The sequence below is a fragment of the Pseudomonas sp. GW821-FHT01C01 genome, from assembly GCF_059422645.1.
In genome coordinates this window covers 1-12,288 of sequence record NZ_JBWKXF010000036.1, presented here as the reverse complement: position 1 = coordinate 12,288, position 12,288 = coordinate 1, and the positions used below count along the sequence as shown (strand labels likewise).

The window sequence follows — 12,288 nt, the reverse complement described above, 5'->3', positions numbered from 1 at the left end:
ATTGCCCGCCAGACCAGTGAAGGCATGCAGGTGCAGTTCCGCGAAATCGACCAGGTCGCCACGGCGTCCAACGAAATGAGCGCCACCGCCCACGATGTCGCCAATAGCGCCTCGAACGCGGCCAACGCCGCCAAGGGTGCCGACCAGTCGGCCCGCGACGGCATGTCGATCATCGAGCGCAGCACCCGCGACATCAATCAACTGGCCGAAGAGGTCAGCAAAGCCGTGACCGAAGTCGAAGCCTTGGCGGTCAACAGCGAACAGATCGGTTCGGTGCTCGAAGTGATCCGCAGTATTGCCGAGCAAACCAACCTGCTGGCGCTCAATGCGGCCATCGAGGCTGCCCGTGCCGGTGAAAGCGGTCGCGGCTTTGCGGTGGTGGCCGACGAAGTCCGTAACCTGGCCAAACGCACCCAGGATTCGGTGGAGGAAATTCGCCTGGTGATCGAACGCATCCAGTCCGGCACCCGCGGCGTGGTCGCCACCATGCATTCAAGCCAGACCCAGGCCCATAGCAACGCCGGGCAGATCCAGCAGGCAGTCCAGGCCTTGAGCAAAATCAGCGACGCGGTCACCGTGATCAGCGACATGAACCTGCAAATCGCCAGCGCCGCCGAGCAGCAAAGCGCCGTGGCCGAAGAGGTCAACCGTAATGTCTCGGCGATCCGCACCGTCACCGAAACCCTGACCGGCCAGGCCACTGAATCGGCGCAAATCAGCAGCCAGCTCAACTCCCTGACCACTCACCAGATGAAGTTGATGGATCAGTTCCGCGTATAACCTCGCCGCCCCCTGTAGGAGCTGGCTTGCCAGCGATAGCGATCTTTCAGTCGACATGGTGTTGAATGCCAGTCCGCCATCGCTGGCAAGCCAGCTCCTACAAAGGAATTCATCTGGACTGCGTTTTTTTTGGTCTATGCTCGGCCTCTCGCTCCGGAGAGCCTTCAATGACTGATCTGCTCACGTCCATTCAAGCCGCACTCGGCTTGCCTCACACCCCGATTCCTTTCACTTCCAGCGGAGCCCTGCCCTCGGCGTTTGCTGTCACCGATCTGGCCTGCGCCAGCATTGCCGCCGCCGGCCAGGCCGTCAGCGAATTGCTGCACCAACAAACCGGGCGCCTGCCCGACCTTGAAGTTGACCGACGCCTGGCGTCCTTCTGGTTCGCGACCTCGATTCGCCCGACAGGCTGGAGCGTTCCGCCGCTGTGGGATGCGGTCGCCGGTGACTACGCCACCTGTGATGGCTGGATTCGCCTGCACACCAATGCGTCCCATCACCGTGCCGCTGCCGAAAGCGTGCTCGGTGCCTGTGCCGACCGCGCAACGATGGCCGGCAAAGTGGCGCAATGGACGAAAAGCGAACTTGAGCAGGCGGTGGTCGATGCCGGTGGTTGTGCCGCCGAAATGCGCACCTGGGAACAATGGCGAACCCATCCTCAAGGCCAGGCGGTAAATGCCGAACCCTTGATTCAATTCGCCAACCACCCAAGCCAGCGCAGCAAACCGTGGACAGGTTCGGTTGCTCGACCACTGGCTGGCATCAAGGTGCTGGATTTGACGCGGGTGCTTGCCGGCCCTATTGCCAGCCGTTTTCTGGCCGGCCTCGGTGCCGATGTCTTGCGCATCGATCCGCCGACCTGGAACGAGCCGGGGGTGGTACCGGAAGTCACTTTGGGAAAACGCTGCGCGCGTCTTGATCTGAACGACAAGTCCGACCGCGGCGTATTCGAAAACCTGCTCAAAGACGCCGACATTCTGCTCCACGGCTATCGTGCCGATGCACTACAGCGACTTGGTTTGGGCATGCATGAGCGCCGGCAACTGAACCCGGGCCTGATTGATGTTTGTCTCAACGCCTATGGCTGGAGCGGCCCGTGGCAAAACCGCCGGGGCTTCGACAGCCTGGTACAGATGAGCAGCGGCATCGCCGAAGCCGGGATGCACTGGAAAAGTGCCGACAAGCCGACACCGCTCCCCGTGCAAGCGCTCGATCACGCCACCGGCTACTTGATGGCGGCCAGTGCGATCAGGTTGTTGGCGCAACAGTTGAGCGACGGTACAGGTGGCTCGGCGCGATTGTCGTTGGCGCGTACGGCGAAGTTGTTGATCGAGCACGAGCCGGGGACGGGTGAGGCTTTACGCGCGGAAGATGTACAAGATCAAGGGATAAACGTGGAGCACACACCGTGGGGACCGGCGCACCGGTTGCACGCGCCTTTGAAAATCACGACGACGCCGTTGCAATGGGCGCTTCCGGCAACGGAACTGGGTTCACATCCCGCGCAGTGGTGGTGACGGTGAGATAGCTTTCGCGGGCAAGCCCGCTCCTACATTTGATCGCGATCACCTGTGGGAGCGGGCTTGCTCGCGAAGGCGTCAGGGTTATCGGTACAAATTCCGGATCAGCTCAGTCCACCCGACTCAACGAAGTCCATAGAAGCTGCGCCGCATACCCTCGATAAGGCCGCCAACCCTCAGCCCGCAACAACAGCTGCTTCGCCGTTACCGGCCCACCCTCCAGCGCTGCCAACGCATTGATCAGCCCCACGTCGCCATTGGGAAACCCATCCAACTCCCGCAACTGTCGCAACGCAATGTACTGCGCCGTCCAGTCGCCAATCCCGTGCAAGGCCAGCAACCGCGCTACGCCCCCCTCCCGCCCGGACTCAAACAATCGCGGATCATCGAGTAACGCCTGAGCCACTCCCGACAACGTCCGGCCTCGGCTTTTCGGCATGCCCAGCGTCGCCAGATCCGCCCCCGCCAGCACGCCAGCCGTGGGAAACACATGGCTCAATCCCGGCTGCGGAGAACTCAATGGCACACCGTATTGCGCCAGCAGTTTCCCCGCCAACCGAATCGCCGCCACCACCGTAATCTGCTGCCCCAGCACCGCACGGATCGCCAGCTCCAACCCATCCCACGCCCCCGGCACACGCAACCCGGGGCGCTCGGCAATCAACTGTGCCATCAGCGGATCAACCGCCAGGTGCCGGTGAATCGTGGACAGGTCGGCATCCAGGTCGAACATCCGCCGCAACCTCGTGACAATTTCAGGTACGGCATCCGGCTCAGGAAAATCCAGGGTCAGCTCAAGGGCATCGGATGCAGCAGGCTGGATCGAAAACGTACCGTGAACGCCATGCAAGTCGATGCTGCGCGAATAAACACCCCCGACCACCGTTTCCAGGCCAACAATCGCCCGCGCCGACAAGAACCCCAGCAGCGCCGGCCAGTCATAGGGCGGCTGGTACGCCAGCAACAACCTCACAGACTGAGCACCCCGCTGTACAACCCATAAGCCGCCAGCCCCGCACCACCGATGACACAGGTGAAAATGCCTTTCTCGACAACCGTAAACAATGGCTTGCCCTGCTCATGACGCGCCTTGGCAAACAGGATCACACCCGGCGCATACAGCAACGCCGACAGCAGCAAATACTTCAGGCCGCCGGCATACAGCAACCACACCGCGTAACCCAGAGCGATGCCACCGATCAGCAAATCCTTGGTGCGCTCGACGGGTGCCTGTTGATAGGTGTCACCCCGCGCGCACAACAACACCGCATAGGCCGCCGACCACAGGTACGGCACCAGAATCATCGAGGACGCCAGATAAATCAGACTGGTGTAGGTACCGGCGGAAAACAGCGTGATCAACAGGAACATCTGGATCATCGCGTTGGTCAGCCACATCGCATTGACCGGTACACGGTTGGCGTTTTCCTTGGTCAGGAATGCCGGCATGGTCTTGTCTTTCGCCGTGGCAAACAGAATTTCGGCGCACAGCAGCGCCCAGGACAACAGGGCCCCCAACAGCGAGATCGCCAGGCCGACGCTGATCAGCAACGCGCCCCAGGGGCCGACGACATGTTCCAGCACCGCCGCCAACGAGGGGTTCTGCAGTTTGGCCAATTCCGGCTGGGTCATGATCCCCAGCGACAGCACGTTCACCAGCACCAGCAGCGCCAATACCCCAAGAAACCCGATAACCGTCGCCCGGCCCACGTCGGAACGTTTCTCCGCCCGGGCCGAATAGACACTGGCCCCCTCGATCCCGATAAACACGAACACGGTGACCAGCATCATGTGCCGGACCTGATCCATCACGCTGCCGAATTCCGGGTTGTTGCGCCCCCAGATATCGAGGGTAAAGATGTCCGCCTTGAACGCCACGGCGGCAATCACGATGAACATGATCAGCGGCACAATTTTGGCCACGGTGGTCACTTGATTGATGAACGCCGCCTCCTTGATCCCGCGCATCACCACAAAATGCACCGTCCAGAGCAGCACTGAAGCGCAGACGATAGCGATCGGCGTGTTGCCTTCGCCAAAGACCGGAAAGAAATAACCGAGGGTGCTGAACAGCAGCACGAAGTAACCGACGTTGCCCAGCCAGGCACTGATCCAGTACCCCCAGGCCGACGAAAAGCCCATGTAGTCGCCGAACCCGGCCTTGGCGTAGGCGTACACCCCGGAGTCCAGCTCCGGCTTGCGATTGGCCAGGGTCTGGAACACGAACGCGAGGGTCAGCATGCCGACGGCAGTGATTGCCCAACCGATCAGGATCGCCCCGGCATCGGCCCTGGCCGCCATGTTTTGCGGCAGGGAAAAAATCCCGCCGCCGATCATCGAACCCACCACCAACGCGATCAATGCGCTCAGGCGAAGCTTGTTCGGTGATTGCGGCATCGTTGCATCTCCATTTTTGGGGGCGGCAACTGCCGCGAAATCATCACATATCGGCGTTAATTAAATTGATGAAGAGTAATAACGTTTATTGAATAACGCCAACAACCATCTATTAACTTGCACAAAACGGCTATTTTGACGCCGATATAATCATTTGTTTTATACGGTTATTTAATACGTCAATTTTGTACAAAAAAACCATGAAGAAAATTTGCAGATTCTGAAAAGCCAACTAGCGTCATAATTCGAAACAAACACTGAAAATACCGTAACAACACAGAAAAAGGCTCTAAAACAGGCATTACAGGCAGAAACACCGTAAATGATGGCACTCCGCCAACAAACTGGGAACACTCTCATTTACTGATCTAAGTCAGCTGATTGAACAGTCAACGGACTTAGTCTGTTGCCTCTCTTCTCCTGCATTGGAGTCATGCAATGTCTGAAGCTCCCGGAAAACTCAAACTCGGCGCACTGGTTGCATTAGTCGTCGGTTCGATGATTGGTGGCGGGATCTTTTCCTTGCCGCAAAACATGGCGGCCAGTGCGGATGTCGGCGCCATTCTGATCGGTTGGGCGATCACCGCCGTCGGCATGCTGACCCTGGCGTTCGTGTTCCAGACCCTGGCCAACCGCAAACCCGATCTTGATGGCGGGGTCTATGCCTACGCCAAGGCCGGTTTCGGCGACTACATGGGCTTCTCGTCCGCCTGGGGGTACTGGATCAGTGCCTGGCTGGGCAACGTGGGGTACTTCGTACTTTTGTTCAGCACCCTCGGCTACTTCTTTCCGCTATTTGGCGAGGGGAATACCCCCGCTGCCGTGATCGGTGCCTCGGTGCTGCTCTGGGCCGTACATTTCCTCGTACTGCGAGGAATAAAGGAAGCAGCGTTCATCAACCTGGTGACCACCGTCGCCAAGATTGTGCCGCTGCTGTTGTTCATGTTGATCGCGTTGTTCGCCTTCAAACTGGAGATTTTCACCGCCGACATCTGGGGCCTCAAGAACCCGGACCTGGGCAGCGTGATGGACCAGGTGCGCAAAATGATGCTGGTCACCGTGTGGGTGTTCATCGGCATCGAAGGCGCGAGCATCTTTTCCGCCCGGGCGGAAAAACGCAGCGATGTGGGTAAAGCCACCGTGATCGGCTTTGTCACCGTGCTGTTGTTTTTGGTCCTGGTGAACGTGCTGTCGCTGGGGATCATGACCCAGCCGGAACTGGCCAAATTGCAGAACCCGTCGATGGCCGCCGTACTGGAACACGTGGTCGGTCACTGGGGCGCCGTGCTGATCAGCGTCGGTTTGATCATCTCGTTGCTGGGCGCATTGTTGTCGTGGGTGCTGCTGTGCGCGGAGATCATGTTCGCCGCCGCCAAGGACCACACCATGCCGGAATTTTTGCGCAAGGAAAACGCCAACCATGTACCGGTCAACGCCCTGTGGCTGACCAACGCCATGGTGCAGATTTTCCTGATCATCACGCTGTTCTCGGCCAGCACTTATCTGTCACTGATCTACCTCGCCACCTCGATGATTCTGGTGCCGTACCTGTGGTCGGCAGCCTATGCCTTGTTGCTGGCGGTGCGTGGCGAAAGCTACGAAGGCGCAGCGGGCGAGCGGCAGAAAGATCTCATCATCGGCGCCGTGGCCCTGGTCTATGCGGTCTGGCTGCTCTACGCCGGCGGCATCAAATACCTGCTGCTCTCGGCCCTGCTCTACGCCCCCGGCGTGATCCTGTTTGCAAAGGCTAAGCTTGAAATAAACAAACCGGTTTTCACCAACGTCGAGAAGCTGATTTTCGCCGCGGTGGTCGTGGGCGCCGTGGTGGCGGCCTACGGCCTCTATGACGGCTTCCTGACCCTGTAATGCAATTGTTTTGTCATCTGGAGGATCACTGTAATGACCACGGAAAAAGTTAAGTACGGCGTCCATTCCGAAGCCGGCAAACTGCGCAAAGTCATGGTTTGCTCCCCAGGCCTGGCCCATCAGCGGCTGACCCCGAACAACTGCGATGAACTGCTGTTCGATGATGTGCTGTGGGTGGCCCAGGCCAAACGCGACCACTTCGACTTCGTCACCAAAATGCGTGAACGCAACATCGATGTACTGGAAATGCACAACCTGTTGACGGACATCGTCGCCATCCCCGAAGCCCTGGACTGGATTCTGGAGCGCAAGATCACCGCCAATTCGGTGGGCCTGGGCCTGATCAACGAAACCGCTTCGTGGCTGCGCAGCCTCGAGCCGCGCAAGATCGCCGAGTTCCTGATCGGCGGTGTCTCGGGCGAAGATTTACCCACCAGTTTCGGCGGCAAGGCCATCGAGATGTTCCGCGACTTCCTCGGCAACTCCAGCTTCATCCTGCCGCCGCTGCCCAACACCCAGTTCACCCGCGATACCACCTGCTGGATCTACGGTGGCGTCACCCTCAACCCGATGTACTGGCCGGCGCGCCGTCAGGAGACCCTGCTGACCTCCGCCATCTACAAATTCCACCCCGAGTTCACCAACGCCGACTTCCAGATCTGGTACGGCGACCCGGACAAAGACCATGGCAACTCCACCCTTGAGGGCGGTGATGTGATGCCGATCGGCAACGGCGTGGTATTGATCGGCATGGGCGAACGCTCGTCGCGGCAGGCCATTGCCCAATTGGCGGTGAACCTGTTCAAAAACAAAGCCGTCGAGAAAGTGATCGTCGCCGGCCTGCCGAAATCCCGCGCAGCGATGCACCTGGACACCGTGTTCAGCTTCTGCGATCGCGACCTCGTCACGATCTTCCCGGAAGTGGTGAACCAGATTGTCGCCTTCACCCTGCGTCCCGACGAAAGCAAAGCGGGTGGCATCGACATCCGCCGCGAAGAGACCAACTTCCTCGACACCGTGGCCCAGGCCCTCAACCTCAAGGCCCTGCGCGTGGTGGAAACCGGTGGCAACAGCTTCGCCGCCGAACGCGAGCAATGGGACGACGGCAACAACGTGGTGGCCGTGGAGCCCGGCGTGGTGATCGGCTACGACCGCAATACCTACACCAACACCCTGCTGCGCAAGGCCGGAGTGGAAGTCATCACCATCAGCGCCGGCGAACTCGGCCGGGGACGGGGCGGCGGCCATTGCATGACCTGCCCGATCATCCGCGACCCGATTGACTACTAACCTATTAGCCTTGGCCCGCGCTTACCGAGTTCGGGCCAAGGGGATAACCGACACCTTAGGAGATCCAAAATGGCGTTCAACATCCATAACCGCAATCTGCTGAGCCTGGAACACCACACCCCTCGCGAATTGCGCTACCTGCTCGACCTGTCCCGCGACCTCAAACGTGCCAAGTACACCGGCACCGAACAGCAACATCTCAAGGGCAACAACATCGCGCTGATCTTCGAAAAGACCTCGACCCGCACCCGCTGTGCGTTCGAAGTTGCAGCCTATGACCAGGGCGCCAATGTCACCTACATCGACCCGAACTCCTCGCAGATCGGTCACAAGGAAAGCATGAAGGACACCGCCCGCGTGCTCGGGCGCATGTATGACGCCATCGAATACCGTGGCTTCAAGCAGGAAATCGTCGAGGAGCTGGCCAAGTTCGCCGGCGTACCGGTGTTCAACGGCCTGACCGACGAGTATCACCCGACACAAATGATCGCCGACGTGCTGACCATGCGTGAGCACGCCGACAAGCCAATCCACGAGATCAGCTACGCCTACCTCGGCGATGCGCGAAACAACATGGGCAACTCGCTGCTGCTGATCGGCGCCAAACTCGGCATGGACGTGCGCATCTGCGCGCCAAAAGCTCTGTGGCCGGCGGACGACCTGGTCGCCCGCTGCAAAAAGTACGGCGAAGAAAGCGGCGCCCGCATCACCCTCACCGAAGACCCGAAAGCGGCGGTCAAGGGCGTCGACTTCATCCACACCGACGTCTGGGTGTCGATGGGCGAACCGGTTGAAGCCTGGGCCGAACGCATCCAGCAACTGCTGCCGTATCAGGTCAACGCCGAACTGATGAAAGCCACCGGCAACCCGCGCACCAAGTTCATGCACTGCCTGCCGGCGTTCCACAACAGTGATACCAAAGTCGGCAAGCAGATTGCCGAGCAGTACCCGCACCTGAAGAACGGCATCGAAGTGACCGATGACGTGTTCGAGTCGCCAGCCTGCATCGCCTTCGAGCAAGCGGAAAACCGCATGCACACCATCAAGGCGATTCTGGTGTCGACGCTGGCTGATCTTTAACGGCTGACTCGGCTCCCACTGACGGAACACGCCCCTCTGTGGGAGCGGGCTTGCTCGCGAAAGCGGTGTATCAGACAACAGAGATGTCGGCTGACACTCCGCTTTCGCGAGCAAGCCCGCTCCCACACTGGTCCGGGTTCCACAGAAAGACCGCGTTGCTTGCAACCTATCTGTTTAGAAGGACTGCACCATGCGTATCGTCGTTGCTCTGGGCGGTAATGCCCTGCTCCGCCGGGGCGAACCCATGACCGCTGACAACCAGCGCGCCAACATCCGGATCGCCACCGAACAGATCGCCAAGATCCATCCCGGCAACCAACTGGTCATCGCCCACGGCAATGGCCCTCAGGTCGGCCTGCTGTCATTGCAAGCGGCTGCCTACACCTCCGTCACCCCTTACCCGCTGGACGTGCTCGGCGCCGAAACCGAAGGCATGATCGGCTACATCATCGAACAGGAACTGGGCAACCTGCTGGACTTCGAAGTGCCCTTCGCGACCCTGCTCACCCAGGTCGAAGTCGACGCCAATGACCCGGCCTTCAAAAATCCGACCAAACCCATCGGCCCGGTCTACAGCAAGGCCGATGCGGAAAAACTCGCCGCCGAGAAAGGCTGGGCCATCGCCCCGGACGGCGACAAATACCGTCGCGTGGTCGCCAGCCCGAAACCGAAACGCATCTTCGAAATCCGTCCGATCAAATGGCTGCTGGAAAAAAGCAGCATTGTGATCTGCGCCGGTGGCGGCGGCATTCCGACCATGTATACGTCGCCCGGCAAACTCGAGGGCGTCGAAGCGGTCATCGACAAAGACCTGTGCTCGGCGCTGCTGGCCGAACAGCTTGAAGCCGATCTGCTGGTGATCGCCACCGACGTCAACGCCGCCTTCATCGACTTTGGCAAACCCACGCAGAAGGCCATCGCCCAGGCCCACCCCGACGAAATGGAAAAACTCGGCTTCGCCGCCGGCTCCATGGGACCGAAGGTGCAGGCAGCCTGCGAATTCGCACGCCATACTGGAAAAGTGGCGGTGATCGGCTCGCTCGCGGACATCGAAGCGATCGTCCAGGGCAAGGCCGGTACGCGCATCAGTACGGCGACACCGGGCATCAGCTATCAGTAAACGAAACTGTGGGGCAGGTCTGAGACCTGCCCCGTTTCAAGACCTTTTGAAGGAGAGTCAACAATGGCAACGTTCGAGCCGGGTCACCTGCACATCGAGCGACACGCGCTGAACAAGGACGACGTCAGCTACAACATCTACCTCGACTATGAAGTCAGCCAGGATCCCAAGGAAGGCAAAGGGATGCTGTTCAAGATGCACGGCAGCATTCAGAACAAAGACATGAGCGAGTCGTTCTTCCTGCCCAAGGACATGGCCTACAACTTCGCCAGCAACGTCACCAAGATTGCCGAGAAGTACGGCATCCCGAAAACCCACAGCAACATCGGTTCGGTCCACAAGCATTACGACTCGATGTTCGAAGACGTGCGGGTGCAACTGAACATGAAGTCGGGCGATCCGGTCAAACCCGAGCATCTGGAATAACTGATTCACCACAATCTACTGTGGGAGCGGGCTTGCTCGCGAAAGCGGTGTATCAGTCGCCAACGATGGTGTCTGACACGACGCTTTCGCGAGCAAGCCCGCTCCCACATTGGTTCGGTGGGCACTTGCAAATCCGTTTCAAAATTTCACCATTAGCCCGCCCCAAGGCATACTTGCCACCCTCCGCACTGCAGAACCCAAAACCGCCCCATGCGTATCCACGTCAGCTTCATCGACCGCGTCGGTATCACCCAGGAAGTCCTGGCCCTGCTCGGCGGGCGCAATCTGAACCTGGATGCGGTGGAAATGGTCCCGCCCAATGTTTATATCGACGCCCCGACCCTGAGCCCGCAAGTCCTCGAGGAACTGCGCGATGCCCTGTTCAGCGTGCGTGGCGTGCAAGCGGTGACGGTGGTCGACATCTTGCCCGGCCAGCGTCGGCACTTGCAGCTCGACGCGTTGCTGGCCGCCATGACCGACCCGGTGCTGGCACTGGACAGCGACGGCAAGGTGCTGCTGGCCAACCCGGCATTGATCGCCCTGTACGGCCGCGAACCGGCCGGTGAAAGCGTGGCCGACCTGTTTGCCGACCCGGCCTTGCTCGACGCTCTGCTCGAACACGGCTTTCGCCTGCCGTTGCGGGAAATCACCGTCAACGGCCAGACCTTGTTGCTCGACGCCACACCGATCACCGACGCTGGCGCCCTGCTGACCCTTTACCAGCCGAACCGCATCGGCGAACGCCTCTCCGCGCTGCATCATGATCACGCCGAAGGTTTCGATGCACTGCTCGGCGAGTCCCCGGTGATCCGCACCCTCAAGGCGCGCGCCCAGCGGGTGGCGGCCCTCGATGCACCGCTGTTGATCCAGGGTGAAACCGGCACCGGCAAGGAACTGGTGGCCCGTGCCTGCCACGCCATCAGCGCCCGGCACAGCTCACCGTTTCTGGCATTGAACTGCGCGGCATTACCGGAGAACCTCGCCGAAAGCGAACTGTTCGGCTACGCCCCCGGCGCCTTCACCGGCGCACAACGCGGTGGCAAGCCAGGGCTGATGGAACTGGCCAACCAGGGCACGGTGTTTCTCGATGAAATCGGCGAGATGTCGCCGTACCTGCAGGCCAAGCTGCTGCGTTTCCTCAACGACGGCAGTTTTCGCCGGGTCGGCGGTGACCGTGAGGTCAAGGTCAACGTGCGGATCCTCAGCGCGACCCATCGCGACCTGGAAAAAATGGTCAGCGAAGGCCTGTTCCGCGAAGACCTGTTCTATCGCCTCAACGTCCTCAACGTCGAAGTCCCGCCCCTGCGCGAACGCGGCCAGGACATTCTGCTGTTGGCCCGCTATTTCATGCAGCAGGCCTGCGCGCAGATCCAGCGCCCGATCTGTCGCCTGGCGCCGGGCACTTACCCGGCGTTGCTGGGAAACCGCTGGCCGGGCAACGTGCGGCAATTGCAGAACGTGATCTTCCGTGCCGCGGCGATTTGCGAAAGCAGCCTGGTGGACATTGGCGACCTCGACATCGCCGGCACCTCGGTGGCCCGCCAGAGCGACCATGACGTCGACAGCCTGGAACAGGCCATGGACGAGTTCGAGAAAACCCTGCTGGAAAAACTCTACGCCAGCTACCCGTCGACCCGGCAACTCGCGACCCGCCTGCAAACCTCCCACACCGCGATTGCCCATCGGTTGCGCAAGTACGGGATTCCAAGCAAGGCCTGAACCACACTCGGTCAATGTGGGAGCGGGCTTGCTCGCGAAAGCGGAGTGTCAGACACCATCGTTGGCGACTGATACACCGCTTTCGCGAGC

The 12,288-nt window shown here is 60.2% G+C and carries 10 protein-coding genes; 8 read left to right on the top strand and 2 right to left on the bottom strand.

From position 1 onward, the window contains the following. Window positions 1-24 precede the first annotated feature (24 nt). The gene (locus tag AC07XF_RS19985) at window positions 25-780 is read left to right on the top strand and encodes a methyl-accepting chemotaxis protein (RefSeq protein WP_495027854.1); all 756 of its coding nucleotides are present in this window, start codon (window positions 25-27) and stop codon (window positions 778-780) included. Between the two features lie 167 nt (window positions 781-947). After that, window positions 948-2,297 carry a CoA transferase gene (locus AC07XF_RS19980; RefSeq protein ID WP_495027824.1) on the top strand — a complete coding sequence of 450 codons (1,350 nt, stop codon included), beginning with the start codon at window positions 948-950 and terminating at the stop codon, window positions 2,295-2,297. A 112-nt stretch (window positions 2,298-2,409) separates the two neighbouring features. Here the strand turns inward: AC07XF_RS19980 and AC07XF_RS19975 are convergent, their stop codons facing one another. Continuing rightward, window positions 2,410-3,273, bottom strand: coding sequence for a DNA-3-methyladenine glycosylase family protein (locus AC07XF_RS19975; protein ID WP_495027823.1), 864 nt, complete (start codon window positions 3,271-3,273; stop codon window positions 2,410-2,412). Then, window positions 3,270-4,697: an arginine-ornithine antiporter gene (gene arcD, locus AC07XF_RS19970; protein ID WP_495027822.1), complete on the bottom strand. Its 1,428-nt coding sequence runs from the start codon at window positions 4,695-4,697 to the stop codon at window positions 3,270-3,272. The genes AC07XF_RS19975 and arcD (AC07XF_RS19970) overlap by 4 nt, the downstream gene beginning before the upstream one ends. 438 nt (window positions 4,698-5,135) lie before the next feature. On the opposite strand from arcD (AC07XF_RS19970), the gene arcD (AC07XF_RS19965) reads away from it, so the two are divergent. The 6 genes from arcD (AC07XF_RS19965) to gcsR all read left to right on the top strand — a co-directional run bounded on the left by arcD (AC07XF_RS19965) (window position 5,136) and on the right by gcsR (window position 12,198). Further along, window positions 5,136-6,563, top strand: coding sequence for an arginine-ornithine antiporter (gene arcD, locus AC07XF_RS19965; protein WP_495027821.1), 1,428 nt, complete (start codon window positions 5,136-5,138; stop codon window positions 6,561-6,563). A gap of 33 nt (window positions 6,564-6,596) precedes the next feature. Beyond that, window positions 6,597-7,853, top strand: coding sequence for an arginine deiminase (gene arcA, locus AC07XF_RS19960; RefSeq protein WP_495027820.1), 1,257 nt, complete (start codon window positions 6,597-6,599; stop codon window positions 7,851-7,853). Between the two features lie 69 nt (window positions 7,854-7,922). Next, window positions 7,923-8,933 carry an ornithine carbamoyltransferase gene (locus tag AC07XF_RS19955; protein WP_020800264.1) on the top strand — a complete coding sequence of 337 codons (1,011 nt, stop codon included), beginning with the start codon at window positions 7,923-7,925 and terminating at the stop codon, window positions 8,931-8,933. A gap of 190 nt (window positions 8,934-9,123) precedes the next feature. Then, window positions 9,124-10,053 carry a carbamate kinase gene (arcC, locus tag AC07XF_RS19950; protein ID WP_477778305.1) on the top strand — a complete coding sequence of 310 codons (930 nt, stop codon included), beginning with the start codon at window positions 9,124-9,126 and terminating at the stop codon, window positions 10,051-10,053. Window positions 10,054-10,116: 63 nt separating this feature from the next. Then, the gene (locus tag AC07XF_RS19945) at window positions 10,117-10,479 is read left to right on the top strand and encodes a DUF5064 family protein (protein ID WP_007996030.1); all 363 of its coding nucleotides are present in this window, start codon (window positions 10,117-10,119) and stop codon (window positions 10,477-10,479) included. A 210-nt stretch (window positions 10,480-10,689) separates the two neighbouring features. Further along, on the top strand, window positions 10,690-12,198 hold the full coding sequence (gene gcsR, locus AC07XF_RS19940; protein WP_495027819.1) for a transcriptional regulator GcsR: 1,509 nt from the start codon (window positions 10,690-10,692) through the stop codon (window positions 12,196-12,198). Window positions 12,199-12,288: the final 90 nt, after the last annotated feature.

What these genes read in the sequence shown, in the direction of transcription:
- AC07XF_RS19985 (WP_495027854.1), top strand. Translation starts at nt 25, where the DNA reads ATGCAGGTGCAGTTCCGCGAAATCGACCAGGTCGCCACGGCGTCCAAC.
- AC07XF_RS19980 (WP_495027824.1), top strand. Translation starts at nt 948, where the DNA reads ATGACTGATCTGCTCACGTCCATTCAAGCCGCACTCGGCTTGCCTCAC.
- arcD (WP_495027822.1), bottom strand. Translation starts at nt 4,697, where the DNA reads ATGCCGCAATCACCGAACAAGCTTCGCCTGAGCGCATTGATCGCGTTG.
- arcD (WP_495027821.1), top strand. Translation starts at nt 5,136, where the DNA reads ATGTCTGAAGCTCCCGGAAAACTCAAACTCGGCGCACTGGTTGCATTA.
- arcA (WP_495027820.1), top strand. Translation starts at nt 6,597, where the DNA reads ATGACCACGGAAAAAGTTAAGTACGGCGTCCATTCCGAAGCCGGCAAA.
- AC07XF_RS19955 (WP_020800264.1), top strand. Translation starts at nt 7,923, where the DNA reads ATGGCGTTCAACATCCATAACCGCAATCTGCTGAGCCTGGAACACCAC.
- arcC (WP_477778305.1), top strand. Translation starts at nt 9,124, where the DNA reads ATGCGTATCGTCGTTGCTCTGGGCGGTAATGCCCTGCTCCGCCGGGGC.
- AC07XF_RS19945 (WP_007996030.1), top strand. Translation starts at nt 10,117, where the DNA reads ATGGCAACGTTCGAGCCGGGTCACCTGCACATCGAGCGACACGCGCTG.
- gcsR (WP_495027819.1), top strand. Translation starts at nt 10,690, where the DNA reads ATGCGTATCCACGTCAGCTTCATCGACCGCGTCGGTATCACCCAGGAA.